A 26,499-nucleotide genomic window follows, 5' to 3' on the forward strand; every position below is an offset into this window, starting at 1 on the left:
CGTGACAGATCCATGCGCTCAGGCGGCCCGCGAGGGCGCATCGTGGACCGCGCAGGCGGCCGCACCCTCGTCGAACGCCTCGCACATCCGGCGCGCTTGGAGAAGATTTTCAGCGGTCAGCACATCGGCGGTTTTGCCCCAGGCCACCGGCCCGCGTGCCAATAGCAGCGTGTCGGGGAAATTGGCGCGCACCAGATCCATATCGTGCAGCGCAGCCAGCACCGTGCGCCCTTCGGTGTGCCAGCGCCGCACCAGCGCCAGCAGATCGTCCGAGGTCTTGGCGTCGATTGCGTTCAGAGGCTCGTCCAGCACGATCAGGCGCGCGTCCTGCAACAGCACCCGCGCGAACAGCAGGCGCTGCATCTGACCGCCGGACAGCGTGCCGATGCCGCGGTTCTCAAAGCCGCTGAGGCCAACCGAAGCGAGCGCCTGCGCAATCCTGTCGCGTGATTTTCGATCGCCCATACCGCCGAAAAAGCCGGTCGAACGCCACAATCCCGTGCCGACAAAGTCAAACACCGAGATCGGAAAGCTGCGGTCGATGTCCGCGGTCTGCGGCAGATAGGCGATATCCCTGACATCGAGATCGCCGGTCAGAATGCTGCCTGCCAGCGGCTTGAGGATACCGACAATGCCGCGAAACAAGGTCGACTTGCCAGCGCCGTTCGGGCCGACGATCGCCAGCAACGCGCCGGGCGTAACGTCGCCGTTGAGGTGATGCACCGCCGGATGCCGGTCATAGCCCAGCGTGACATCGCGAAATTGCAGGGACGCGGCCATGTTCACCTCATCGCCAGCCAGACGATGACCCATAATCCGGCGCTGACCGCGAGCGCCGCACTGACGCGGGACATCACGGTCATGCGCAGGATCGACCAAGGGGCCGCTTGCGCCGGGTGCGGCGAAGCCGGGCCGTGGCTGTGGGCATGGGTATGCCCATGGTCATGGCCGTGAGTGTGGGTATGGGAGTGCACCATGGAATAAGTGTTATATTATAACATAACCCCTGTCCACCGACGCCACTGTCCCTGTCGCGGCCGCCAAGTCAGGTTTCGCGTCAGGTTTCAGGCCAGATGACGGACAAGTGTGAGGCCCGCGAACAGGCCGGCAATCGAAAACACCACCGATCCCACCACATAGAACAGCGCGAGCCCGATCTCGCCCCGCTCATACAGCACCATCGAATCGAGCGAGAACGCCGAAAAGGTAGTGTAACCGCCGAGAATGCCGGTCATCAGGAACAGCCGCCAGGACTGGGACGCGTCGCCCTTGAACGCGAAATAGCCCGCGATCAGGCCCATCACGGTCGAGCCGGTGATGTTGATAATGAAGGTGTGATACGGAAAGTCCGCTCCGAGGAAGCGCGGGCATACCACGTTGACGAGGTAGCGCAGCGTCGACCCGAGGCCACCGCCAATAAAGACCAGAAGATAATTCATCTTCGCACTTTCCCAGACCCAGACCCCGGCACATCAGGTTTTGCCGCAAGCCTGCAGTCCCCGCAAGCGAAAGGGCGGCAACGCGATGCTGCCGCCCTTTCGGATTCTAGCGGGGAAGATCAGGCCTTCGAGAACAGCTCGTCGACATATTCCCAGTTCACGAGATGATCGACAAACGCCTTGAGATAGTCGGGGCGGCGATTGCGATAATCGATGTAATAGGAGTGCTCCCAGACGTCGACGCCGAGGATCGGCGTGGCGCCGTGCACCAGCGGGCTTTCGCCGTTGGGCGTCTTGGAGATTTCGAGCTTGCCGTTCTTCACCGACAACCAGGCCCAGCCCGAGCCGAACTGGCCGACGCCGGCGGCGGCGAAATCGGTCTTGAATTTCTCAAGCCCGCCGAGGTCTTCGGTGATCTTCTTTTCCAGACGGCCGGGCAATTTGGTGCCACCGCCGTTCGGCTTCATCCAGTTCCAGAAATGCAGGTGGTTGTAGTGCTGGCCGGCATTGTTGAAGACGGCCGGGTTCTTCCCGAACGATCCCTTGACGATTTCCTCGAGGGACTTGCCCTCGAATTCCGTCCCCTTGATCGCGTTGTTGCCGTTGGTCACATAGGCTTGGTGATGCTTGTCGTGATGGAATTCCAGCGTTTCCTTGGACATATGGGGCGCAAGGGCGTCATGGGCGTAAGGCAGATTGGGCAGCGTGAAGGTCATGGGGCGATGTCCAAAAATGGTGGGAGACGTGGTCTAACGGGAACCCTTATAGAAGGTTCCATCGGTCTTAAACACCGCAATTTGGCAAAACGCGGGACGCATGAGACACCCTCCCCGCGAGAGGCATGGCTGAAATGAGCATCGAGGTCGACGTTTTAAACGGAGATGCATCCTGGCCGGCGGTAAAACCGCTGTTCGATGCGGTCTGGCCGCGCGATGCCGTCGAGAAATTGCCCTGGGGCCATGTCAAATGGGCCAAGGCCGATCTGCGCGTGCTGATCGAGGACGCTTCAGGCGGCATCGCCTGTCATGCCGGCATCTATTTCCGGACCATCACCTGGAACGACCGCAAGGTTAACATCGGCGGCATCGGCGGTGTTGCGACCCACCCGGACTGCCGGCGTCTTGGTTATGCCAGCGTTGCGCTCAACGCCGCAATCCAGACCCTGCGGCACCAGGAAGCCGTTCGATTTGCGCTTCTGTTTTGCGAGCCGCATAATTTTGCGTTTTATGAAAAGCGCGGCTGGCATCCGTTCACCGGCGAAGTCTACGCCGAACAGCCCGGTGGCAAGGTTCGCTTCGAGGCGATGGCGCCCTTCATATTCGACTTCGTCCGCGCGCCACGGCAGGGCGTCATCGACCTATGCGGCCTGCCGTGGTGACCATGCGCCCAGAGCCTTATCGGTTCTGATTGAATCAGAACCGGGCTCTAATCTTTTGTTTTGACGCGTTTTCTTCACGCGAACCGGTATCCACTTCGCTCGAAAACGCTCTAACCCGTTGATCTGGCATTGCACAAATTCGATTTGTTGCTAAGCATTTCTCGTTATTCGGGGGCGGCTTACGATGTTCAGATTTGGTTTTATGATTGTGATGGTTGCGGCGGCGCTGATCGCCGCGCCGGCAAAGGCACGGGCGGCCGGGCCGGATGGTATTTGGCTCACGCAGGCGGGTGACGCAAAAGTACGCGTCAGCAAATGCGGCGCCGGGATTTGCGGCGTGGTGGTGTGGCTGCGCGACCCGATCGATCCCGCCACCGGGAAGGCCCAGGTCGACGACAAGAATCCCAATCCGGCGCTGGCCAGACGGCCGATCATCGGGCTGTCGTTGTTTGCCGGCATGCGGCCGTCAGGGGCGAACAAATGGTCCGGCCAGATCTACAACGCCGACGACGGCAAGAGCTACGCCAGCAATGTCTCGGTTGCCGGACCGGATGAGTTGAAGGTCGAAGGCTGCGTCGGCAGCGGATTGTGCGGCGGCGAGACCTGGAGCCGGACCACGCGCTGAATCAGGCCGGCGTCGCCTTGAGTGCCGTCGCAGCCGAGGCATAGCCGCCCCGCGCGCCATCAATGAAATGCACGTGGTCACTGCGCAACGCCGACGGCGTAAAGCAGGTCATCATCGCCGCATCCTGCCGATGCAGGCCATAACGTGCGATCCCGCTTGAGGCTGCGGTCGCAAGGCGTTGGGTCAACGTGCGCTCCAGTTCCGGCGTGCAATCGAGGACCATTCGCAGTCCGTCGTCATATTTGCGGAAGTCGGAATTCTCTACCAATTGCTGCACATAGGTTTTCGGCACGAAGCCGAAGATGCTGATGCCGAAGCGAAATATCAGATAGGTATAAAGTGTGAACGCATGCACGACGATGCGCCGCTTCATCAAGGATCCGCCGCGCTTGGCACGCGCCTCGAGTTCGGCACCGGGAGGCGGCCAGTGCAACGGCGGCCCGTCTGAAGGCACCGGCCGCCCGGATTCCGGACTGCGTTCGACCAGCGCGATGATATCTTCGATCAGCTTGCGAAAGTCGTTCGCATCCGCGCCCCGCGCCGGCACTACCAGCACTGAAAGAATGAGACCGCGCGTGGAAGGAATTTCCTCGAACCGGCAGGACAATCCAGTGAGGTCGGGCTGCGTGCCCGATGGCGCGGCCGGTACCGCGAATTCGCCGCGCTTCATCGCGGCCTCGGCCCAGCCGAGCCCGCCGCCGGAAAACATCGCATAGGACAGATTGGCCGACGGCCCGAAGCGGGCCACGCGCACATCGAGCCCTTGGGCGCGCACCGCGGCAACCGGCACCAGCGCCACCCGCATCACCAGATCGAGATCTTCCTTGACCCAGGTCGCGGTCGCCGCCAGCGCCTCGCGGGCGCGCGGAAGATCATCCGGCGACACCGCAAAGCTTGCACCATCGCCGCCGAACACGAACGGAAACTCGCGTCCCTCCAGCGCATTGGTGACCGAAGCGATCACCGCGGCGCCGGCCATGTTGACGGTCTTGTAACGCGCCTCCGCAATTGCCTTGGTCGACTCGACGATATCGGCGACGCCGATGCTCCAGTCATCCGGCAGCGGCGAATACAGCGCCGGGTCCATCAGGCTGGCGAAGCCACGAAAGACCGGGATGCCGCCGTAGAATGCTTCGCTTCCGACTGGCGTGGTCATTGGCGCGAGGTCATCCGGGGTTGAAACTGTGGCCAGATACGGCCGAATTTGAAGATGGGTTCGCGTGACCCATTGAATACAAAAAACTCCTGGAAACAAAGCGCCTTCGGCTCAGAGTCCACGCCGAATTGTCGCGGCTGAACCCTGAGCGCGCTACCGATCGCCTAGACCAACCCGCGCAGCACCAACCGATTGAGCCGCGTGGCAAAGGCCGCGGTATCCTCCGGCAATTCGCCGTCGAGGATTTGCGCCTGCTCGAGCAACAGCCACGAGATATCCGCCGCCGCGTCTCCGGCGCCCGCGATGGCCGTAACGAGGGGATGGCGCATGTTGATCTCGAGCACCGGCTTCACGCCGGCGCCCTTGTTCTGCTGCGCCAGCAAGCGCTCAAGCTGCTGGTCCCGGCCTGCGCCGCCCGCCACCAGGCAGGACGCGCTGGTGGTGAGCCGCTGCGATACCCGCACGTCGGAGACGCGATCGCCCAGCACATCCTTGATCGCGGCGATGGTGGTCGCTTCATCTGGGCCGGACGGCTGTTCATCCTTAACCTTGTCGTCGAGCAGCGGAATCAATCCGAAGTCGATGTCGCCCTGGCTCAGTGATTTCAGCGGCTTTCCGCCGAAATCGAGCGGCGCTGCGGTCCAGAAGGCGTCGACCGGATCGGTCAGCAACAGGACCTCGATGCCACGGGCGGTGGCCGATTCCAGCTTGGGGTTGGACTTCAACCGATCGAGGCTGTCGCCGGTGAGATAGTAGATCTCGGTCTGGTTCGGCTTGATATCCTCGACATATTGCTTGAGCGAACGTTTCTCGCCCGCGGTCGTGGTGAAGCGCGACAGCGCCAGCAATTTTTCGCGCCGTTCGAAATCCTCCCAGATCCCCTCCTTGATCACGGGACCGAAGGCGTCCCAGATCTTGGCGAAATTCTCAGGCTCCTTTTCGCCCAGGTTTTCAAGTTCGCCGATCACGCGGCCGGTGACGGCCTTGCGGATTTGCGCGAGCTGCGGATTGTTCTGCAGCATCTCCCTGGAAATATTGAGCGGGAGATCCTCGCTGTCGATCACGCCGCGAACAAAACGCAGATAGGCCGGCAACAGATCGGCGTCGTCGGCGATGAAGACGCGGCGGACATAGAGCTTCACCTGCCCCTTGCGCGACGGCTCGAACAGATCGAACGGCTTGGTCGAGGGCGCGAACAGCAGCACCGCATAGGATTGCCGCCCTTCGGCGTGGTAATGCAATGTCATCGCCGGATCGTCGAAGGCGTTGGCGATTGCACGGTAGGCCTTGGTATAATCTTCCGCCGTCAGTTCCGATTTCGACCGTTGCCACAACGCGCTCGCTGAATTGATCTGGCGCGGCTCGCCCTCTTCCGGCTTCAGTTCGATCGGAAACTGGATATTGTCGGAATAGGCGCTGACGATGCGCTCGATCTCGTAAGTCTCGAGATATTTTGCCGCGTCCGGCTTGAGATGCAGGACGATTTCGGTGCCGCGCGTGATGCGGCGGGCATCGTCTTCGTTCGCGGGCGCGATTTCGAATCCGCTGCCGCCCGACGACGACCAGGTCCAGACCTCATCGGAACCAGCGCGGCGGCTGGTGACGACGATGCGGTCGGCGACCATGAACGCCGCATAGAATCCGACGCCGAACTGGCCGATCAGGCCGGCGCCTTCCTTGGCCTCGGTCAGCCGCGACAGAAAGGACTTGGTGCCGGAACGCGCGATGGTGCCGAGATTGTCGATCAACTCCTGGCGGTCCATCCCGATGCCGGTGTCGATAACGCTGAGCGTATTTGCTTTCTTGTCCGGTGCAATCCGGATCCGGGGGGCTTCGCCGTCGCCAATCAGATCGGGCGCCGCGATCGCCTCATAGCGCAGCTTGTCGCAGGCATCCGATGCGTTCGAGATCAGTTCGCGCAGGAAAATATCGGTTTCCGAATAGACCGAATGCACCATCAAATGCAGCAGTTCGGCGACCTCGGCCTGGAATGGCTTGGTTTCGGCTGCGGTATCGGTATTCGCGGTCATGGGAGATCTCGTTTCGCAAGGGGCGCAAGGTTGGGGGAAAGCCAGGGCCTCGGAAAGGTCCGATATAGCAACGTCATCGAAGGAGGCAAGCGCCTGCATCACGCATTCTTCACGGCCGGTGCGCCGGGGTTTGGGGCGTGGTCGCTGAACTCAGCCGCCAGATGTCCGGCGGCCCTAGGCAGGACCGGCCGGTCGTAACATCCGTTGCGGATCGACGTTGCGGTCGTAATCTTCGCCGCTGAGAAAGCTCAGCGCGATGGCCGCAGCGCGGGGCGTGATGCCATCAGCCAGCGCCTTGGCGGTGATCTGCGCGACCTTATCGTAGCCTAGCAGGGGGTTGAGCGCTGTCGCCAGCAGCAGCGCATTGGCGACATTGGCGTCGAGCCGGTCGCGGTCGACGGCCAGATCGTGGATCAAGCGAATCGCGAACATGCGCGCGCTGTCGGCCATCACGCGAATCGATTGCAACACGTTATAGATCAGCACCGGCTTGGCGACGTTGAGCTCAAAATTACCGGACGCGCCGGCCGCGGATACCGTCGCATGATTGCCGATCACCTGAAACGCCGCCTGCGCGACCACCTCGGCGATGGTCGGATTGCGCTTGCCCGGCATGATTGACGAGGTGAGCCCGTCATGCGGGATCACCAACTCGCCGAGGCCGCAGCGGGGGCCAGATCCCAATAGCCTGGTATCGTTGGCGATCTTGAGCAGCGAAACCGCAATCGTATTGAGGGCGCCGGAAACCTCGACCAACGCGTCATGCGCGGCCATACCCTCGAATTTGCTGGGGTTGGGAGCAAAGGCGATCCCGCTCAGGCCAGAGGCTTCCTCGCAAAAAGCTGCGTCGAATCCCGCCGGTGCATTCAGACCGGTGCCGATCGCCGTGCCGCCTTGCGGCAGGACGTTCAGCCGCGGCAGCGTGGCTTCAATGCGTGCGATGCCATTGCCGACCTGGCGGGAGAACGCATCGAATGCCTGCCCCATCGTCATCGGCACCGCGTCCATCAGATGGGTGCGGCCGATCTTGATGATGTCGGCAAAGGCGTCGGCTTTCGCCGCGAGTTCGCCCTGCAGACACCGCAGCGCCGGGAACAGGCGATCCCGAAGTTCCAGCGCGACGCAGATGTGCATCACCGTCGGGAAGCTGTCGTTGGAAGATTGCGAACAGTTGACGTGGTCATTGGGATGCACCGGCGCCTTGGTGCCCAGGGGTTGGCCGAGGCGTTCATTGGCACGGTTGGCGATAACTTCGTTGGCATTCATGTTGGTCTGGGTGCCGGAGCCGGTTTGCCAGATCGTCAATGGAAAGTGATCGTCGAACCGGCCTTCGTGCACCTCGACCGCCGCGGCCTCGATCGCGTCGGCGCGCGGCGCGTCCAATACGCCGAGACGACGATTGGCGCGCGCCGCCGCGATCTTCTGCAAACCGAAGGCGTGAATGAGACAGGCCGGAAAACGCTCCTCGCCGACATCGAATATCGCGAGGGCGCGCTGCGTCTGCGCACCCCAATAGCGGTCGGCAGCAATTTCGACCGGACCGAAGGCGTCTTGCTCCGTGCGGAATGATGGGGACATATCTCAGGCTCCGCTCACGACGGCATCAAGACGGTCTCTCGCGGTCTCGTCGAACTCCCCGGCGAGTTTGGCGACGACAATCGTCGCCACGGTGTTACCGATGACATTGCAGGTGGAAAGCGCGATCGAGAGAAAGCGATAAACGCCAAAGATCAGCGCCAGGCCTTCGATCGGCAAAATTCCGGAAGCCGTCACGGTGGCGGCGAACACGACGAATGAGCCGCCGGACACGGTGGCGGCGCCCTTGGAAGTCAGCACCATGATCGCCAGAATCCCAAGCTCCTGCTCCCAGCTCAGCGAGACGCCGTAGGCGTTTGCGAGAAAGATCACGCCCATCGACATGAATAGCGACGTGCCGTCGAGATTGAAGGCGTAGCCAGTCGGCAGTACCAGGCCGACGGTTTGTTTCGAGGCTCCGTAGGCCGGCAGCTTTTCCAACAGCCTCGGCAACACGCTTTCGGATGAGGCCGTGCCGAGCATGATAATGATCTCGTCACGGATGTAACGCAGCAGATGGAACAGGCTGATCCGAAACAGCGCGCAAATAGCACCGAACACCACAACGATGAACAGAATGATCACCGCGTAAAATGACAGAACGAAATAGGCCAGCGAGATCAGTACCGCCGTCCCATTGGCGCCGACCGCATAGGCCACCGCGCCGAACGTGCCGATCGGCGCCAGCCGCATGATGATATGGATGAACTCGAAGAACGCGGTCGAAATGGCGTTGAGGCCGTTCTCGATCGGGGCGCGTTTTTCCGGCGAAAGCGCCATCAGGCCAAAGCCGAAGATCAGCGCGATCACGAGTACCTGCAGCAGTTCACCTCTGGCGAAGGCCCCGATGAAATTATCCGGAAAAACATTGAGCAGGAACTGGTCGAAAGTGGTGTGCGACGAAGATGCGGCCTTTGCCGCAGCCTCCGCGCCCTTCATCGACGTGGCTGACGCAGTGATATGGCCGAGATTCTTGCCGACACCGATCAGATTGCCGGCGACCAGTCCGAGCGTCAGCGCAATGGTCGAGACGATCTCGAAATAGATCATCGCGATCAGGCCGACCTTGCCGACCCGCTTGATGTCGCCGGCTGCAGCAATACCTGCCGCAACGGTCAGAAACACCAGCGGCGCGACCGCGGTCTTGATCAGGCGCAGGAATATATCGCCGAGGATTTTCAGCGACGCCGCAAAGTCCGGCCAGATCAGCCCGACCCCGATTCCCAACACCATGCTGAGCGCGACTTGAAACCCCAAATTGCTCCAGAGCCGGGGTTTTGTTTTGACGGCGGCGTGAGCCGCGATGTCACTCTGTGTCGCCGTTGCCATAGCCATTTTACTTCCCGCCTGATGATCGATGTTTCGAAATGACGTTCTTCGACGCCTTCAAAGGTGCGCAGATCCGATTGTTATGCGCACGTCGAGGGCGCGCCGGTTGCAAGGACGCGATCGACCATCGGACCGCAGAGACCGAGATAATTGGCGGGATCGCAATGCTTGCGGATCGCCGCCACGCCGCCGAGCGCATCGACGATCTCAGGCACCTCCGCGAGAATGTCGGCGAGTTGTCCGCCGCCTTCGATTGCCTTGCGACAGGCATCATAGATCACGTCGTGCGCGTACTGCCGGCCGAGCTTCGGCGCGGCCGCCATCATTACCGCTTCCGCGACGATCAGGCCGTGCGTCAGATCGAGGTTTTCGCGCATGCGCTGCTCGTGAACCACGAGGCCGGCGAGCATGAATTTGGCATTGGCCAGCGCGGACGCCGTCAACAGAAAGCTTTCCGGCAGCGATACCCATTCGAGATGCCATGGACCTGTGGCTCGCTCAAAATCGTGGATCATGCCGTCGAGCATGGTCGCGACATGCTGGCGCACGGCTTTGGCGGCGGCCAGCATCAATTCGCTGGAGATCGGATTGCGCTTCTGCGGCATGGTCGACGACGCGCCACGGCCCGGCACGAACGGCTCGGAGACCTCACCGAATTCCGTGGCCGACATCATCATCACATCGGTTGCGATCTTGCCGAGGGTACCGGTGATCAGGCCGAGCAGGGTTACCGCTTCGGCGATGCCGTCGCGCGCCACATGCCAGGTGATGGGCGGTTGATACAGACCGAGCTCCTCGCAGAACAGCTTCTGCATCTCGAGGCCACCATCGCCGATCGAGGCCAGCGTGCCGGCGGCGCCGGAGAATTCGCCGAACAGTATCCGCGGCAACGCCTGGTCGAGACGTTCGATATGCCGATCGATCGAGGACAGCCAGACCGCGAGCTTGTAACCGAAGGTCACAGGCAGCGCCTGTTGCAAATGAGTGCGGCCGGCCATCGGCGTATCGCGATATTTGCGCGCCTGCGCGGCCAGGATGCCGCGGACCTCGCGCAGATCGCGCGCGACGATAACAAGCGCGGCGCGGATCTGCAGCACGTTGGCGGTGTCCATGATGTCCTGGGTGGTGGCGCCCCAATGCACATAGCGTCCCGCTTCGCCAGCAGCCGCGGCGAGTTGATGCACCAGCGGCAGGATCGGGTAGCCGACGATCTCGGTCTCGTGTCGCAGCTTGTCGAAGTCGATCGTGATGGCGCCGGCCGCAGCAGCAATCGTCTCCGCAGCCTCCTTCGGCACAACCCCACAACGGGACTGGGCGCGGGCGAGCGCGACTTCAGCCTCGAGATAGCGGCCAACCAGGGCTTCGTCTCCGAACACCGCGCGCATTTCGGCCGTACCGAACATGTCGCGGAACAAGACCGAGTCGAAAACGGTGCTGGCCATGGCCGGATCTCCCTTTTTAAATATTATGTTCGTACATATTTTATTGTAGCAACATATTGAAAGAGTCAATAAGCTTTATCGGCGAATCTCCCGTTGGGCGGGCTTCGGTGATGGCAAGCGGAGGAAATGGTTGGTGGAAACGCGATATGCCTATGTCGCCCGCGCCCTGACCGAGGCAATCGCTGGGGGGCTTCACCCCGTCGGTTCGATCCTGCCGAACGAGTTCGAACTGGCGGAGCAGTTTGCCGTCAGCCGATCCACCGTCAGGGCGGCGATGCGCGAACTTCAGGCCTCAGGTCTGGTCAGTCGCAAGAAAAGTGCGGGAACGCGGGTAGAAGCCATGGCGCCGCCGCGCAGCGCCGGCGGTTTCACCCAGGCGTTGGGCTCTATCGAGGCGGTTCAGCAATTCGGCGTCGAGACTGAGCGCCATATTCAAGAAGTTACAGACATTGTCGCCGATGACGAATTGGCGCGCGTACTGGGTTGCCGTCCGGGACGGCGCTGGTTGCGTATTTCGAGCCTGCGCATGTTGCCTGGCGATGTTTCGAAAACGCCGATCTGCTGGACCGACGTCCACGTCGACGAGGCCTTTGCGCGCGAGGTCAGGTTGAGAATGGCTCAGCATCACGGCATCTTCGGTACGCTGCTGGAAGAAATCTCCGGCCGGAGGATCAGCGAGATCGGACAGGACATCAAGGCGGTCGGGATATCGGATCGGCTGGCCGGACCGCTGAAAGCGAAATCAGGCGCCCATGCTCTGGAGATCCGCCGTCAATACACGCTCAGCCCCGGCGACATGGTTGAAGTGTCGCTCAGCACGCATCCGGCAGACCGTTACAGTTACAGCACACGGTTGATGCGGCAGAATGCGCAGACAACCTAGACCAACCGCGCGAACCGGCACTTCAGGCCGTGTTACCGGCGTCGATGGTCAACACCGTGCCGGTGACGTTGCGGCCACCATCGCCCAGCAGATATTCGACCATGCTGGCCACATCGCCGGTCTCCGGCAGCCGGCGCAGCGCGCTGCGGCCGGCGATGCGCTTGCGCTGATCGTCGCCCAGATTGCCGGTGAGTTCGGTATCGATAAAGCCGGGCGCAATCGCGTTGACGGTGATCCCGAGCTTGCCGACTTCGCGGGCGAGCGAGCGGGTAAAGCCCGTCGCCGCCGCCTTGGTCGCACCATAGACCGACAGGCCGTTATATCCGGTCGAGGCGATGATCGAGGACATGTTGATGATGCGGCCGGCGCCATCCGCCATCATGTGCCGCACGACATATTTTGTCAGGATCACGGGCGAGAGCACGTTAAGGCGCAGCAAGGCTTCGATCTCGCTGTTGTGCATGGTCGCCAGCAGGCCCTCGGTACCGATCCCGGCATTGTTGACGAGACCGTAAATCGCACCAAACTCGTCGCGCAGCTCCTTCACGAAAGCCGGAATCGCATCGACAGCGCTGAGGTCGAACGCCCTGAAGTGAAGACCGCCGCGGCCTCGCTTGATGACGGCGTCAATCACTTCTCGTAACGCCTCACTCTCGCTCCGCGCTACCGCGATCACGTTGTAACCCGCACCGGCAAGCCGTTGCGCAATGGAAAGGCCGATACCGCGGCTGCCTCCGGTCACCAGAACATTATGCATCGGTTCGGGCCAGCTTTCCCGCCGCTGTCACATCAAGTGACGGAACGAACCTGATGACGGCCGGCACTTTGTGGGATGCCAGCGAAGCCTTGCAATCCGCCAGAATGGCCTTGCGGATTTCGTCGCTGCGGCCGGCACTGTCACCGTCGGCCAGGATGACATCGGCAACCACGATGGCGCCGGTGATCGGGCTGCGGCGCGATTTCGCGCGGGACATGCGCACATCCGGATGCCGGTTGATGACCGCCTCGATTTCCTCGGGATGAACCTTGAGGCCGCCGATATTGATGATGCCGCCGCGCCGGCCTATGAAATGATAGCGGTCGCCGCGCCGCTCGACCATATCGCCGGTATCGACGAATCCGTCCGCATCGGTGAGCGCCGCCGCCTTCTGGCCGATATAGGCATGCGCCGTCCGCGTCGAGCGGATCCGCAGCGATCCATCTTCGACCTTCATTTCGACGCCGTCGCGGTTGGTTCCGATCATTTCGGCGGGAAAGCCCTCTAGGCCATCGTTCACGGCAAAGCCGACACCGGCCTCGGTCGAGGCATAGGCGTGACCGACCGAAGCTGCCGGAAAAGCTCTGGTCAAACCATCCAGCACGGCCTGGTCCGCGATCTCGCCAGACAGACGGACATAGCGCGGCGCGAATCCGGACGCCGCTCCGCTCATCAAAAGCTTGCGCCAATGCGATGGCGTGCCTGAAATATGCGTGACGGCTTTTCCGCGCAGCCGCGCCACATAATCGGCAACCGGTTCCCCCGGTTCCGACAACACCATCGAGCCGCCGCCAATGATGGCGCGCAGGAATATCTGCAGACCGCCGTAGCGCCTGATGTCATAGAAGGTCGCCCATACCGGGGACGCGCCGCGCACCGGACCGTCCGCGACGATCGCGCCGGTCAGGGCTTCCAGTGTGTGTCCGACGATTTTCGGCACGCCCGAGGTGCCTGAAGTCAGCATCAGCCATTCGGTCGCCCGTCCGGTTTGCAGGCGCGCGGCCGTGCGCAGCGGCGTTTGGGCCGTCACGATCAATTTTATTCCGGACGCCGCCCATTGTGTTGGGCCGTCGGTGACAACGGCATCGATCTCGGCATCCGCGATCAGGCTCGAAAGATGATCCGCAGCGAGATCCGGCGGACACAGCAGCATTCGCCGGGCAACGCCGTCGAGTTCCATGATCGCCAGTCCAGATACTAGCTGATCCGCAACCGCCAGCAGCACGGAGCGTCCCGAGAGTTCGCCGAGCCGGCCGTCGAGACAGGTCTCGCCGGCGAACTCCGTCAACGATACGACCTGCCTTGCATCCGAAAGCGTGCGTCCCTTCAGATCGGGATCGAGGTAATCACGCAGCGCGAAGATTTCACGCGGGGACATTTTCATAGGCCCTGATGAAGTCGCCTATCGTGAGAGGGAAGCTCGCGTCCTCCGCTATGGTAAACGGATCGATGCCGAGATCGTCTTCAAGCCGAGCGACCAGGATCGCGAACGCCAGCGAATCGAAGCCGGTTTCGTGCAGCGACAGATCGTCCGTAAGCGGCGGCAGGGTGACCTGCTGCTCGACGGCAATCTGCTCGATCGCCGAAATAATCCTTAACCTTACCGACATGGATTGTCTCGCCTTCTCATTAAATTGTGCGAGCGCATGATAGAGCGAAAATGTGAAACAATACGGTCACCCCGCGATCTTTTACGCCCAGTGGTAAACACGATGCCCGCCGCCAAACCCCGTTTTCGCGAGATCCAGGCCGGCGATCTCGATGCGATCGGCGACCTGCTGACGCGGGGCTTCCAGTATCGCAGCCGCGATTACTGGATGCGCGGCCTGCGCCGTCAAGGCACGCGACCGCTGCCTCCGGGCGAACCACGTTACGGCTATCTGATCGAGAACAACGGCGCGCCGGTCGGCTGCCTGTTGACGATCTATTCGAGCAAAACGATCGACGGTGAAACCGCGACCTGTTGCAACGTTTCAAGCTGGTATGTCGATCCCGAGTTCCGCAATTATGCGGCGTTGTTTGCCTCGATGACGCAGAAGCGCAAGGACGTTACCTATCTCAACGTCACGCCTGCAGTCGCGACATGGCCGATCCTGGAAGCGCAGGGCTTCAAGGCGTATTGCCGCGGCTTCTATTTTTCACTCCCGGTCCTGGCGCGCGGCGGACGCGGCATGACGATTGAAGCCGTTACGGCAGCGACAGCTTCGGTCGAAGGCCTGCCGGACGAGGATCTTGAAATGCTCAAGCGCCATGCCGAATATGGCTGCCTCGCGCTGGTGTGCCGCACCGCGCAAGCCACACTGCCCTTCATATTCTTCCCATTGCGAAAACGCCGAGGCATCATTCCGCTGCCCGCCCTGCAGCTCGGCTATTGCCGCAGCATCGCCGATTACATCGACTGTGCCGGCGCGATCGGCCGCTATCTGCTCTGGCGAGGCAAACCGGTTGTCGTCGTGGACGCGACCGGACCCTTGGCGGGCCTGCCCGGCATCTACTGCGACTTGTCCCGCCGCAAATACTATAAAGGCCCGCACGAGCCTCGGTTGGGCGATCTCGCCGACACGGAACTCGCGATCTTCGGCATGTGAGGAAACGCGCCATGATTGCCGCCGCAAGTCCAGAGCCTTGAAGTCTAGAACCTGATCAAGCTTTCCACGATCCGCGCATGACTTCCCGCGTCGATCGGGCGATAGGCGCCGGATGCCGGGTCCTTGAAAAAGATCTGGTCTTTGACGCGCTGTGGATCGAAGCCCTCGCCGATCAATCCCTGCTTCTTCTGCTTGAAGGTTTCGGTGTTATCGAGCGTCTTGCAGATGCGCACGAAGACCGGGCAGGCGTAGGCCGGCAGCCGGCGCGCGATATGATCGCTGAATTCCTGCAGATCGAACCGGTCGTCGACAACGATCGCAGCCATGCCTGCACGGCCGTCAGCACCGCGAACTTCCACGCCGTAGGTGGTTGCGTCGATGACCCCAGGGCAATCCACCACAGCTTCATTTACCTCGGACGTCGCGACATTCTCGCCCTTCCAGCGGAAAGTGTCTCCAACCCGATCGACAAAGTGGAAGAAGCCGGCGTCGTCGAGCATCATCAGGTCGCCGGTACGAAACCAGGCATCGCCCTTGACCAGCACATCGCGCAGAATTTTCTTTTCGGTCTCGGCGGCATTGGTATAGCCCTCGAAGCGACCACCTCCGCCGTCGGCGGTTCCGATCCGGCCGATGGCTTCGCCGACTTCGCCGCGGGCGCAGGGGATGCAAAGACCGTCCGGATTGCGAACTGGCACGCCCAGTTCCGGATCGACACGAACGATGGACGCCGGGAAACGATGCGCCAGCAAGGGCGGAATGCGGCCGATCGCGCCCGGCTTGCCCTCGACATTGTAGAGCGAGAAATTGCCTTCGGTCGCCGCGTAGAATTCCAGGATCTGCGGAATCGCAAAACGCGCCTGAAAGGCTTCCCAGATATCGCCGCGCAAGCCATTGCCGCAAGCCAGCCGAAGCCGGTGCCGGCTTTCGAATTCGGAAGGCGGCGCTTTCAGAAGATAGCGGCAGAGTTCGCCGATATACTGGAACAGCGTGCAATCCCAACGCACGATATCGTGCCAGAAATTGCCGGCGGAGAATTTCTCCGACAGCACCACCGAGGCGCCCGCGCTCAGCATGCTGCACGGCGCGACGATGCCGCCGACGCTGTGAAACAGCGGCAGGCAGTCGAACAGCCGGTCTTCCGGCGCGGCGCCGGTCAATCCGGCAAACCAGCCGCCCCAATTGAGGATGCGCCGGTGGCTGATGCTGGCGGCCTTCGGCAGGCCGGTAGTCCCGGACGTATAGATCAACAATGCCCGGTCATTGATGGTGACCGCGCCGCGCTCGGCTGATGTCAGCGGGCCGCCTTCGAGCCGGTCCAAAGCCGCATCGATAAACGCCACATCGTTTCCAGCATCGCCATTGCCGCCATGGAGCCAGATTTTAGGCGCGCGCGTCAAAAGCGGCGCCGCTGTCTCGAACACGGCGGTGAGTTCCTGCGCAAGAATAACGTGCTCCGCCGCCGCGACGTTGATGCAATGCGACAGCGACGTTCCCACCAGTTTGGTGTTGATGAGCGCCGCGACGCCGCCGATTTTGGTGATGCCGAGCCAGGCCGCGATGTAATCCGGCCGGCCCGGCATGAACAGGCAAACCTTATCGCCGGCCTTGATGCCCACCGACAACGCCCAGCGCGCATAGCGGTTTACCCGCTCGGCCAGAGTCCGGTAGCTGAAGGTCTCGGCGTCCGACAGCAGACCGGGACGATCCGGTTGTCGTGCAGCCCACTCCTCGACGATATCGGCAAACAGCCGTTGGGGATTGGCCTCGATGCGGGAGGTCAGCTCGATCGCCTTCAGCCAGCTCTTGGCCGCAGACGGCTTGCCCCGCAGCCGCGGGCCCTCTGTCGGTTGCTCAATAGCGCTTGCGTTCATCGCTGAATATTTGCTGGCCCAGGCCGCTTGTTGGCTCAAGACCTTATATAGCCGTGTTGGCCTGACCAGGTGTTAATCGGCAGAGTTAAGACGATGTCGCGGTTTTGCCGCCAACGGCTAAAAACCCGCCCGCAAATTTGCGGACGGGCTCATAGAAAGACGTTTCCGCTGAGAACGGAAAACGAAAGGATAGTTCAACCGCCAATGCCTATGAAGTAACCTCGAGCCAAAGCTGCGGTTTATTTCAACGAGCTATTGATGGTCGAGAATTTGGCATTGAGGGTGGTGCCAAGGCCGTTGACCGCAGCGATGATCGCGAGGCTGATGCCAGCGGCGATCAAGCCGTACTCAATCGCGGTAGCCGCTGAATCGTCGGCCCAAAACTTTGCAAGAATATTTTTCACTGTACCTCCTGGTAATCCAACCGCCCGATCCTTCGGGGTGCGCATGGAAATTTTGGCGCCAAGAAATTAAAATCCGGCGAATTAGCGTAATGAACGATTAATTAAACTGGCCGGCATTGATCTTGTGAACGACCAGCTTTTCCTCGGCAAAGAACTGGAGCGCGCCATAGCCCTCCATGTCGACCGCGTAGCGAAAATTGCCATCCGCGGTCGGAAACACGGCGATGACGACGCCGGCTTCATGATCGTCGGCCGCTTTGTCGACCTTCTCACCAATCGCAAATTTGGACATCGCGAACTCCTTCTGGAATCGTTGACGCAAGTATCCGCACAAATTGGTTAACGGTTCTTAAGCATGCGGGGCGTTGCGTTCGCCGCCTGTTTTCGCGCCAGTGCACCGGCCCGGCCATGCGCCGCTTCACGCGGCCATAAACCCTTATGGACGCGCGGGAATTTTCCCGCGATGATGGCAGGCCACACCGCTTTACCGGATTACCGTATGACTGCTGACCGTAGTTTCCCGGACAAGATAATGATCGGCAGACGGGCCTTGCTTCGGTCGGCAGCCCTTGCGCTGCTCGGCGCAGGCTGGACGGCCCGGGCGCGCGCGGAATCATACCCGTCCCGCCCGGTGCGATGGGTGGTGCCCTACACCGCGGGCGGCGCCACCGATGTGCTGTCGCGGCTGATCTGCCAACGCCTGTCGGAGCGGCTCGGCCAGGCCTTCTTTGTCGAGAACAAACCGGGCGCAGGCAGCAATATCGGCACCCAGGCCGTGATCAATTCGCCGCCGGACGGCTACACTCTGCTGCTGACCAGCACCGCCAACGCCATCAATGCGTCGTTCGATCCCTCGCTGCCCTATGATTTCGCGGCGGGGATTGCGCCGGTCGCGGGTGTCGCGCGCATTCCGCTGGTGCTGGTGGTCAATAATGATCTCCCGGTCCGCAATGTCGCGGACTTTATCGCCCACGCCAAAGCCAATCCGGGCAAAATGAGCATCGCCTCCTCCGGCATCGGAACTTCGTTGCATCTTTCCGGCGAGCTGTTCAAGGCGATGGCCGGCATTCAATTCATTCACATCCCCTATCGCGGGTCGGCGCCGGGCTTGTCCGATGTAATGGCCGGCCAGATCCAGGGCATGTTCGACAACGTCACCTCCTCGTTCGAGCTGGTGCGATCGGGAAAACTGCGCGCGCTCGGCGTCACGACAAAGGAACGCTCGGAGACGATGCCGCAGGTGCCGCCTATCGCCGACACGCTGCCGGGATATGAAACTACTTCGTTTTACGGCGTCGGCGCCCCGCACGGCACGCCGCGGGAAATCGTCGATCTGCTGAATCTGGAAATCAATGACGCCCTTGCCGATCCCACGATCAAACAGCGGCTCGGCGAACTCGGCGCCATTCCTATTCAAGGCAATGCCGCCCAGTTCGGCGCCATGCTCGACACCGAGACCGAGCGTTGGCGCAAGGTCGTGGAATTGTCGGGGCAGAAGAAGGAGTGAGTTGACATATTAATGAGCGGCCACCGGCTTGCCGCTTCGCTTGACCGACCGCAAAGACAGGGCCAGCGGCACCATCACGACCGCGACCACCGCAAGCGCGACGAACACATCGATATAAGCCAGGATCATCGCCTGGGTTTGGACCAGCTGGCCGATAAAGGCCATGCTGGTGCCGCCAGCATTGCCGGTCGACATGTGCGATTTGAAGTAGGCCTGAACGTGATTGAGCGTATCGGCATAAAACGGATTCCAGGAGCCGACGTGCTCAACCAGGCGGCTCTGGTGAAATTGTTCGCGCCGGGCGAGCACGGTCTGCGCCAGCGACACTCCCATCGAGCCGCCGAAATTCCGCGCCAGATTGATCAGCGCGGACGCCTGATCGGTCTTATCAGGCGGGATGCCGTCATAGGACGCCGTGGTGATCGGAATGAAGATCAAGGGAAGTCCGATGCCAAGATAGATACGCGACCACGCAAAGAACCAGAAATCGGCGTCCGCTGTCATTCGGAACAAATCGACCATCGCGAAGGCCGCAATGGCGGCGCCGACGCTGATCAGATAGCGCGGCTGCACGAAGCCCAGCCGCCCCACGACAACCATCATGACCATCGTCACCGCACCACCCGGTGAGATCGCCAGCCCCGCGAGCGTGGCCGTATAATTGTACTGATCCTGCAGCAATTGCGGCAGCGCTTGCGTCGTGGCGATCAGCAACGCGCCGGTCGCGAGCATGATGACGAAACAAGTCCCGAACTGGCGGCCCGCCAGCATCCGCAAATCGATCAGCGGCTGTTCGCGATTAAGCTCCCACGGGATAAACAAAAGAAACGCCGTCGCCGAGATCGCGGCGAAGGTGAGGATGAAACTGGAGGAGAACCAGTCGTCGATCTGGCCGCGATCGAGCACGACTTCCAGCGCGCCGAGGAACATCGCCACCAGGACGAATCCCACAATGTCGAAATTCGGACCCTTGGCCCACAGCTTCGCGCGTTCCTTTTGCTGCTGCGCGGAAGTCGGAATGATGAAGTAGATCAGGACCAGCGAGATCAGGCCGACCGGCACGTTGATCAGAAAACACCAGTGCCAGGAGACGTTATCGCTCAACCATCCGCCGAGCGTCGGCCCAACCACGGGCGCCACGACCACCGCGATCCCGTAAAGCGCGAAGCCCTGGTTGCGTTTCGCCGGCGGAAAGGCGGCGGCCAGAATGGATTGCGCGACCGGAGTCATGCCGCCGCCGGCCAATCCCTGCATGATGCGAAAAACCAGCAACGCCTGCAGATTCCAGGCGAAACCACACAGCAGCGAGCTGACGGTGAACAAGGCGATACAGACAAGAAAGAAGTTCTTGCGGCCGAACATCTTTGCGATCCAGCCGCTGGCGCACAGCACGATCGAATTGGCGACGAGATAGGTGGTGATGACCCAGGACGCCTCGTCGCTAGAGACCGCAAGGCCGCCGGAAATATAACGCAGCGCGACGTTCGCAATCGTGGTGTCGAGCACCTCCATGAAGGTCGCAACCGAAACCAGGATCGCGATCAACCACGGATTGGCGTCGCCATATTCGGATTGGTTGGCGGCGGCTGCATCTGACATCCGAACGTTCCGCTCACGGCCGCACGGTGACGGAAGGCACCACGGACATGCCGGGACCGAGTTCGATCTCGGGACGCGCATCGAACGTGATCTTGACCGGAACGCGCTGCACCACCTTCACATAATTTCCGGTCGCATTTTCAGCCGGCAACAGACTGAACGCGGTCCCGCTGCCGGCCTGAACGCCGTCGACATGCCCGGGAAACGACTGCCCGAAGGCGTCGATGCTGATGGTGACCGGTTGCCCGACGCGCATGTCGGCCAGTTGGGATTCCTTGAAATTGGCAGTCACCCAGACGTCGAACGGCACCACCACCATGATGGCTTGCGCCGGCGCGGCCAGCGCGCCGACCGCCGCGGTCAGCTTGGCGACGCGCCCGTCCACCGTCGCGCGCAATTCCGTGCGTCCGAGATTGGCATCGGCCTGATCCTTTTGCGCCTTGCTCTGATCGAGTTGCGCCGCCGCTACTCCCTTTTGAGCCTCCAACACGTCGATCTGCCGTTCCGCCGCGATCTTGGCCGCGGAGGCCGCGGCGAGCCCCGCCTGCTTGCTGAGCAAGTCCGATGAGGCCTGCTGCGCGCGCTGCACGGTGCCGGCGCCGGTATTGACGAGATCCTGATAGCGCTTGTTTTCGTCCTGCGAGAAATTGAGCGCGGCCTGGGCTTCAACCTCCTGCTTGTTGGCTTGTTCGATCTGCGACCGCTGCACGGCGATCTGCGCGTCAATATTTTTCATCGTCGCTTCGGACTGCCGGATCTGCGCGGCGGCCTGATCGACCGAGGCTTGATAGTCGCGCGGATCGATTTTCGCCAGGAGATCGCCCGATTTCACGGGCTGGTTGTCGGTGACATTGACTTGCACGATGTTGCCGGTGACCTGCGGGCTGATCAGCACGGGGCGGCCATCGATGAAGGCATCGTCGGTGCTTTCAAAGTGGCGCGCATGGAAATACCAGAGCGTGCCGGCGACCACGCCGGCAACGATCAAGCCGAGGCACACGATCATCGCGATGGGATGCTTTTTAATCGCGCCGGAAAATCCGCTCGGCCCGTGCTCTTTCGGTTCTGAGTCGGCCTGTTTGGGATTCTTGTCCGGATTTTCGTCCGGATTTTTGCGGCCGGTGTCGCGCTGCTCGCCCTTTGCGCTGACGTCGATTCTGTCGCGAACCGGCGGCTCTTCGGGATGGCGCCGGTTGTCGCCCTCGGAACGCGGATCGACAGCACGGATGTCGCGGGCATCAGCGGAACTCATAAAGCCTCGCAATTCATTCAACAAAGCAGAAAATGGAACTCCAGGGAGATGAACGGCGCAGTGCAGCAAGGGTTCCGTGCTGGAACGGCGTATCTGGGGTGCAGGGCCTGACCCAGTCCCCCCCCGTCATTGCGAGCCAACGGGTCGCGCGAATGCGCGCCCGATGACAGGCTCAGCGAAGCAATCCATTTCGCCGCGCAAAGAAAGAGTGGATTGCTTCGCTACGCTCGCAATGACGTGAGAGATCGAGACACACCCTCGCGTTCTCGCGGCGCAATGCGCCCGAAGTTCTGCTGAAAATTCTCGCTCCTCCAAACAGAGGGCGCAGGGAAAGCCGGGTGTCCGATGCACCCGCAGCCGCGCGTGTAGTATAGGTAGCACGCGCGTTAGTCACCACGAGTTCACCGGCAACATCCGGCTTTCCCCGCGCAATGGTTTTAACGGCTTATTTCGTGCTCTCCCCGGTGACCGGGCTCTTTTGCCACCGTCGCCCCTGAGAAGCTTGCTTCTCAAGAACTTGACACCAGCGTCGGGGTGTCAGGACCACACGACTTCGCCGTCCGCTTCAGTACCGTTCGCCCGCACACTTTCGTGTACCGACACCGTCGCGTCCACCGCATCCCGCACCCGACGTCCGTGACGACCGCGAAGCGCCCCTCTTGTGAGCGCGGGATGGCGCGGGTTCTACAAATGTTTTGATCGGCGTGAGAAACGAATTATTTTTGCGAAGAGGACTGGACGACCCAAATCAAGTTGAATTCGCTGAGCAAATTAAGTTTTGCGTGAAATCGAATTTCAGGCCTGCGGGCGGCATTTGCATAGCAATCGCTGCGGCTGATTTGTCTGCTCGGGCAAATCAGAAAGACCGTAGGATGGGTTGAGCAACTTGCGATACCCATCCTTTGTAGCGCAATGACGCGAGGATGTGATGGGTATCGCTGCGCTCAACCCATCCTACGACCGATCCTACACCTCCCCCGGCCCCCACTCCGGGCTATAACCGCCCAGTGCCGGGTGATACATCTCGTCGCCGCTGTGCTGGGTGAACTCGACGTTGAGCCGGTCTTCGCGCAGACCGAGACTCTCGATGCAGTGGGCGCAGAGCGCTTTCGCGACTTCCATGCGCAGCTCCGCGGATCTGCCGCGCCGGATATCCAGCATCAGGACGGATACCGGCACTGGATCGGCGCCGGCCTCGGCGATCCGCCACACGCCGCCGTCGCCCAGTTCACGGATCGCGACGCTGATCCGCCGGATATCGACGGACATCAGCCTGGCATAGGTTTCGCTCATTTTTGCGGCGAGAAGCTGCTTGTCGGCGGCGGGATAGTGCCCGTTCACATCGAGCTGAAGATAGGGCATGCGAAGCTCCAATGATTGAGACGATGCGGGAGGGACTGGGTGTGAGGACGAGCCGTAGGATGGGTTGAGCCCTTGCGAAACCCATCACCTTAGCGCCCGGTGCGGCACCGATGTGATGGGTATCGCTGCGCTCCACCCATCCTACAAGCTTCCATCCTACGGGCTAGCCGAAGATCACGCCGCGGAGGTTTGCGCGAGCCCGTAACGCTTCGACGGCGTCGTGCCGCCTAGTAGCGACGACATCGCGCGACGCGCAGCTTCGTAGTCGTCCCAGACCTTGCCGTCCTGCAGCACGGGGATCGTGACCAGTTCGCCCTGGTCCAAACCGGCCAATGCGGCATCGACCACATTTTCCGGAGTCATGACGATGTGCTGCGGAAGCTCGCTGACCGGCTTGCCTGACAGTGCCCAGAATTCCGTCGCCGTCGCCGCGGGGAGAACGGCCTGGATGCGCAGGCCCTTCGGCGCCAGTTCGTGCTGCAGGGATTGGCTGAGCGCCGTCACGAAAGCCTTGCTGGCCCCATAGACGCCGTTCAGCATTTCAGGCGCGATGCCGACGACCGAGGAGATATTGACGATCGTCCCGGCGCCGCGTGACACGAAAGCCGGCGCCGCCGCGTAGGTCAGGCGGGTCAACGCCGCGATATTGACGGATATCAGCTCGTCCATCTTGTTCACATCGGTATCGAGCAACGGCTTGATCGCGCCGATGCCGGCGTTGTTGACGAGCATGGTGATGCTGGCGTCTTCGCGCAGGATTTTTTCGACCCTGGCGAGGTCGGCCCTCGCGTTCAGATCGGCTGGAACGACCTCGATGCTGCGGCCGGTCGCGCTCGTCAGTTTTTTGGCCAGCGCGTTGAGGCGTTCCTGATTGCGGGCCACAAGGATGAGGTCGTAGCCGCGGCGGGCGAGCCTGTCGGCATAGACAGCGCCAATGCCCGACGATGAACCTGTGATGAGGGCGGTGCCCTTGTTTTGCGTGTTAGCCATTTGCTTTCCTTCCACTGTGTTGTGCCGGGCCGTTGGGCGCGGCTGATGGCTGGAAATGTAGCCGGGGTGGCGCATGGCCGAAATGTCGTATATATTACTTTTTCAGGACATCGCCTTATCCGAAAGGAAAGCAACATGCAGCGCATCGGGTTCGTGGTTTTTGACGGTTTTCAATCCATGAGTTTTGCGGCGCTTTCGGTGTTCGAATACGCCAATTTCCTGAAGGAGAAACCGCTTTACGAGATGCATTTCCTCTCGGAAAAAGGCGGGCTGGTGCGCTCATCGACGGGCATGGTGGTCGACTCCAAGCCGTTCGGCAACGCCACCTACGACACCGTAATCGTTGGCGGCGGGACGTCGATTCTGGAAAATCCGCCGGCGGCGTTGCTTGCCTTCATGCGCAAAGCGCTGAAGCGCTCGCGCCGGGTCGCATCGATCTGCACCGGCGCTTTCATTCTGGCGGAAGCAGGCATTCTCGACGGCAAGCGCGCGACCACCCATTGGTGGCATGCACGCGAACTTCAGACGCGGTTTCCAAACGTAAAAATGGAAGAAGATCGCATCTTTATCATCGACGGGAATGTGTGGACGTCCGCGGGCATGACCGCCGGTATCGACCTGGCGCTGGCCATGGTCGAGAAGGACCTCGGCGCCGAGGTCACCCGCTCGATCGCGCAAAAGCTTGTGATCTATCATCGCCGCGCTGGCGGCCAGTCCCAGCATTCGGCGTTGCTTGAGCTTGAGCCCAAATCGGATCGCATTCAAACCGCGCTGGCGTTTGCCAAACGAAATCTTCACACCGATCTGTCCGTGGAGCAATTGGCGGACGCGGCGCATTTAAGCCCCAGACAATTCAGCCGCGCCTTCCGGGCCGAGACCGGACAATCCCCCGCCAAGGCCGTTGAAAATCTTCGCCTCGAGGCGGCGCGGCTGATGATGGAACAGACGCGCCATTCGATCGACGAGGTGGCCCAGGAAACCGGCTTTGCGGACCGCAGGCGCATGCGCCAGGCATTCTTGCGCGTGTTCGGTCAGCCGCCGCAGACGATCAGGCGAAACGCCCGAATGGAAGCGTCAGCGCAGGCGAGTTAGGGGTGACTCGAACCGCAGGATGGTTTGAGCACTTGCCAAACCCATCACCGTGCCGCACGTCGCCGCAGCGATAGACGGGCGTGGCGCGCTCGACGTTGCTTCGAGCGTAGAAACCGCGTGACGCCGGGGCGCTTGAAATTCAGACGACGCCGTACCAGCGTGCGGCTCGAACCGGCCGCCCGCAGTGATTGCGCTACGACCGTTTTCGTTTCCTGAGAACCGCGTCGAGAGAAGCCGCTTCGCCGAACCGGCTGCATTTTGCAATCTGCGTCCCTTGATCTCATCCCATCGCCATGGTGCGCTAGTGAGATGGAACGGCGCATGTCTTGTGCGCAACATTGCAGCAAGAGACCCTCCATATCTGAATATCTTTGTCTCGTCGGCATGCGCCGGCTGGCTGGAATCCGCTTGTGTCGAAAGCCGCTGTTGCAAAGCCCCTGCCATCGATTGTGATCGCGCCGGTGCTGCCCTGGTTGAGTACGTTTGCCGTCATCGCCGTCTGGCAGATCGCGTCGTCGCTGGGCCTGCTCCAGGAACAGATCCTGCCCGGTCCGGATGCCGTTCTGCGCGCCGCCTGGACTTCCGCCCAGGATGGCACGCTCACCGACGCCGTCGTTGCCAGCGTCCTGCGCGCCTTGGTCGGCTCTCTGGCCGGTGGCGTCCTTGCAATCGTGATCGGCGTCGCCAGCGGCTTCTCACGGCTCGGCGAGTTCATTGTCGACAAGCCCATCCAGATGGCCCGCGCCATCCCGTTCACCGCGCTCGTCCCGCTTTTCATCCTGTGGTTCGGGATCGGTGAAGAGCCGAAGATTCTTCTGGTCTCCTGGGCCGTGTTCGTCCCGCTCTATCTCAGTACGTTCAGCGGTATCCGCAATGTCGATCGCCGGCTCGTCGAAGTCGCGCGCGTCTACAAGCTGTCGTCGATCGAGATATCCTGGCGCGTGCTGTTGCATGGCGCGCTGCCGTCGGTTCTCGGAGGGCTGCGCTACGCCCTGGGACTCGGCCTTGCCGTTCTCATCGTCGCCGAATCCGTCAACGCGAAGAACGGCATCGGCGCGCTGCTGTCTTCGGCCCGCCAGTATGCACAGACCGACGTGGTTTTGCTGTGCATCTCGCTCTACGCGCTGCTCGGCCTGTTGACCGACATGCTCGTCCGCGTGCTCGAACTCCGCCTGTTGCGATGGCGGAGCGCCTATGTGGCGCAATGATTGACACAT

At 61.5% G+C, this 26,499-nt stretch carries 26 protein-coding genes; 7 read left to right on the top strand and 19 right to left on the bottom strand.

Features of this window, described 5'->3' with window-relative positions; genetic code table 11:
* Positions 1-18: 18 nt before the first annotated feature.
* The 4 genes from HB676_RS23415 to HB676_RS23430 all read right to left on the bottom strand — a co-directional run bounded on the left by HB676_RS23415 (position 19) and on the right by HB676_RS23430 (position 2,155).
* On the bottom strand, positions 19-780 hold the full coding sequence (locus HB676_RS23415) for an ABC transporter ATP-binding protein (RefSeq protein ID WP_213740777.1): 762 nt from the start codon (positions 778-780) through the stop codon (positions 19-21).
* Between the two features lie 2 nt (positions 781-782).
* Positions 783-977: a hypothetical protein gene (locus tag HB676_RS23420; RefSeq protein ID WP_213740778.1), complete on the bottom strand. Its 195-nt coding sequence runs from the start codon at positions 975-977 to the stop codon at positions 783-785.
* Between the two features lie 87 nt (positions 978-1,064).
* A complete protein-coding gene (gene crcB, locus HB676_RS23425) occupies positions 1,065-1,439 on the bottom strand; it encodes a fluoride efflux transporter CrcB (protein ID WP_213740780.1) in 375 nt (124 codons plus the stop codon).
* Between the two features lie 119 nt (positions 1,440-1,558).
* Positions 1,559-2,155, bottom strand: coding sequence for a superoxide dismutase (locus HB676_RS23430; RefSeq protein WP_213740782.1), 597 nt, complete (start codon positions 2,153-2,155; stop codon positions 1,559-1,561).
* A gap of 134 nt (positions 2,156-2,289) precedes the next feature.
* Here HB676_RS23430 and HB676_RS23435 point away from each other — a divergent pair, with 134 nt between their 5' ends.
* Together HB676_RS23435 and HB676_RS23440 are read left to right on the top strand one after the other, a co-directional pair.
* Complete coding sequence (locus tag HB676_RS23435; RefSeq protein WP_213740889.1) at positions 2,290-2,817, top strand: GNAT family N-acetyltransferase; 528 nt, start codon at positions 2,290-2,292, stop codon at positions 2,815-2,817.
* Positions 2,818-3,001: 184 nt separating this feature from the next.
* Complete coding sequence (locus tag HB676_RS23440) at positions 3,002-3,442, top strand: DUF2147 domain-containing protein (protein ID WP_213740784.1); 441 nt, start codon at positions 3,002-3,004, stop codon at positions 3,440-3,442.
* A gap of 1 nt (position 3,443) precedes the next feature.
* Here the strand turns inward: HB676_RS23440 and HB676_RS23445 are convergent, their stop codons facing one another.
* The 5 genes from HB676_RS23445 to HB676_RS23465 form a co-directional block, all read right to left on the bottom strand.
* Entirely contained in the window at positions 3,444-4,598 is a 1,155-nt protein-coding gene (locus HB676_RS23445; protein ID WP_213740786.1) for a DUF3095 domain-containing protein, read from the bottom strand.
* A gap of 164 nt (positions 4,599-4,762) precedes the next feature.
* Positions 4,763-6,628 carry a molecular chaperone HtpG gene (gene htpG / locus HB676_RS23450; protein ID WP_213740788.1) on the bottom strand — a complete coding sequence of 622 codons (1,866 nt, stop codon included), beginning with the start codon at positions 6,626-6,628 and terminating at the stop codon, positions 4,763-4,765.
* Positions 6,629-6,802: 174 nt separating this feature from the next.
* Positions 6,803-8,206: a class II fumarate hydratase gene (locus HB676_RS23455; protein ID WP_213740790.1), complete on the bottom strand. Its 1,404-nt coding sequence runs from the start codon at positions 8,204-8,206 to the stop codon at positions 6,803-6,805.
* Between the two features lie 3 nt (positions 8,207-8,209).
* Positions 8,210-9,538 (bottom strand): cation:dicarboxylase symporter family transporter, encoded by a 1,329-nt coding sequence (locus HB676_RS23460; RefSeq protein ID WP_213740791.1) that lies wholly within the window; start codon positions 9,536-9,538, stop codon positions 8,210-8,212.
* A 74-nt stretch (positions 9,539-9,612) separates the two neighbouring features.
* Positions 9,613-10,974 (bottom strand): adenylosuccinate lyase family protein, encoded by a 1,362-nt coding sequence (locus HB676_RS23465; RefSeq protein ID WP_213740792.1) that lies wholly within the window; start codon positions 10,972-10,974, stop codon positions 9,613-9,615.
* A gap of 133 nt (positions 10,975-11,107) precedes the next feature.
* On the opposite strand from HB676_RS23465, the gene HB676_RS23470 reads away from it, so the two are divergent.
* On the top strand, positions 11,108-11,857 hold the full coding sequence (locus HB676_RS23470; RefSeq protein ID WP_213740793.1) for a GntR family transcriptional regulator: 750 nt from the start codon (positions 11,108-11,110) through the stop codon (positions 11,855-11,857).
* A gap of 22 nt (positions 11,858-11,879) precedes the next feature.
* Here HB676_RS23470 and HB676_RS23475 read toward each other — a convergent pair whose 3' ends face one another.
* Genes HB676_RS23475 through HB676_RS23485 form a run of 3 tightly spaced genes read right to left on the bottom strand, consistent with a single transcriptional unit; the run spans position 11,880 to position 14,224 of the window.
* Positions 11,880-12,614 (bottom strand): SDR family NAD(P)-dependent oxidoreductase, encoded by a 735-nt coding sequence (locus tag HB676_RS23475; protein WP_213740794.1) that lies wholly within the window; start codon positions 12,612-12,614, stop codon positions 11,880-11,882.
* A complete protein-coding gene (locus HB676_RS23480; protein ID WP_213740795.1) occupies positions 12,607-13,992 on the bottom strand; it encodes a fatty acid--CoA ligase family protein in 1,386 nt (461 codons plus the stop codon). The genes HB676_RS23475 and HB676_RS23480 overlap by 8 nt, the downstream gene beginning before the upstream one ends.
* A complete protein-coding gene (locus HB676_RS23485) occupies positions 13,979-14,224 on the bottom strand; it encodes a phosphopantetheine-binding protein (RefSeq protein WP_213740796.1) in 246 nt (81 codons plus the stop codon). Before HB676_RS23485 ends, HB676_RS23480 begins: the two co-directional genes overlap by 14 nt.
* 102 nt (positions 14,225-14,326) lie before the next feature.
* Between HB676_RS23485 and HB676_RS23490 the strand changes: the two genes are divergently transcribed.
* Positions 14,327-15,202, top strand: a complete 876-nt coding sequence (locus HB676_RS23490) for an acyl-CoA acyltransferase (RefSeq protein WP_213740797.1) — start codon at positions 14,327-14,329, stop codon at positions 15,200-15,202.
* Between the two features lie 44 nt (positions 15,203-15,246).
* Here the strand turns inward: HB676_RS23490 and HB676_RS23495 are convergent, their stop codons facing one another.
* From HB676_RS23495 to HB676_RS23505, 3 genes are all read right to left on the bottom strand, one after another.
* Positions 15,247-17,076 carry a long-chain-acyl-CoA synthetase gene (locus HB676_RS23495; RefSeq protein ID WP_213740806.1) on the bottom strand — a complete coding sequence of 610 codons (1,830 nt, stop codon included), beginning with the start codon at positions 17,074-17,076 and terminating at the stop codon, positions 15,247-15,249.
* 239 nt (positions 17,077-17,315) lie between these two features.
* Positions 17,316-17,480, bottom strand: coding sequence for a Flp family type IVb pilin (locus HB676_RS23500; RefSeq protein WP_213740890.1), 165 nt, complete (start codon positions 17,478-17,480; stop codon positions 17,316-17,318).
* 97 nt (positions 17,481-17,577) lie between these two features.
* Entirely contained in the window at positions 17,578-17,772 is a 195-nt protein-coding gene (locus HB676_RS23505; protein ID WP_213740808.1) for a hypothetical protein, read from the bottom strand.
* Positions 17,773-18,012: 240 nt separating this feature from the next.
* Between HB676_RS23505 and HB676_RS23510 the strand changes: the two genes are divergently transcribed.
* Entirely contained in the window at positions 18,013-18,987 is a 975-nt protein-coding gene (locus HB676_RS23510) for a tripartite tricarboxylate transporter substrate binding protein (protein ID WP_213740810.1), read from the top strand.
* 9 nt (positions 18,988-18,996) lie between these two features.
* Here HB676_RS23510 and HB676_RS23515 read toward each other — a convergent pair whose 3' ends face one another.
* From HB676_RS23515 to HB676_RS23530, 4 genes are all read right to left on the bottom strand, one after another.
* Positions 18,997-20,586 (bottom strand): DHA2 family efflux MFS transporter permease subunit, encoded by a 1,590-nt coding sequence (locus HB676_RS23515; RefSeq protein ID WP_213740813.1) that lies wholly within the window; start codon positions 20,584-20,586, stop codon positions 18,997-18,999.
* Between the two features lie 13 nt (positions 20,587-20,599).
* On the bottom strand, positions 20,600-21,838 hold the full coding sequence (locus HB676_RS23520) for an HlyD family secretion protein (RefSeq protein ID WP_213740814.1): 1,239 nt from the start codon (positions 21,836-21,838) through the stop codon (positions 20,600-20,602).
* 966 nt (positions 21,839-22,804) lie between these two features.
* On the bottom strand, positions 22,805-23,200 hold the full coding sequence (locus tag HB676_RS23525) for a tautomerase (protein WP_213740815.1): 396 nt from the start codon (positions 23,198-23,200) through the stop codon (positions 22,805-22,807).
* A 174-nt stretch (positions 23,201-23,374) separates the two neighbouring features.
* The gene (locus HB676_RS23530) at positions 23,375-24,190 is read right to left on the bottom strand and encodes an SDR family oxidoreductase (RefSeq protein WP_213740816.1); all 816 of its coding nucleotides are present in this window, start codon (positions 24,188-24,190) and stop codon (positions 23,375-23,377) included.
* Positions 24,191-24,325: 135 nt separating this feature from the next.
* On the opposite strand from HB676_RS23530, the gene HB676_RS23535 reads away from it, so the two are divergent.
* Positions 24,326-25,282, top strand: a complete 957-nt coding sequence (locus tag HB676_RS23535; RefSeq protein WP_213740817.1) for a GlxA family transcriptional regulator — start codon at positions 24,326-24,328, stop codon at positions 25,280-25,282.
* Positions 25,283-25,692: 410 nt separating this feature from the next.
* A complete protein-coding gene (locus HB676_RS23540) occupies positions 25,693-26,490 on the top strand; it encodes an ABC transporter permease subunit (RefSeq protein WP_213740818.1) in 798 nt (265 codons plus the stop codon).
* Positions 26,491-26,499: the final 9 nt, after the last annotated feature.

Source organism: Bradyrhizobium sp. dw_411 (assembly GCF_018449695.1).
Classification (GTDB): Bacteria; Pseudomonadota; Alphaproteobacteria; order Rhizobiales; family Xanthobacteraceae; genus Bradyrhizobium.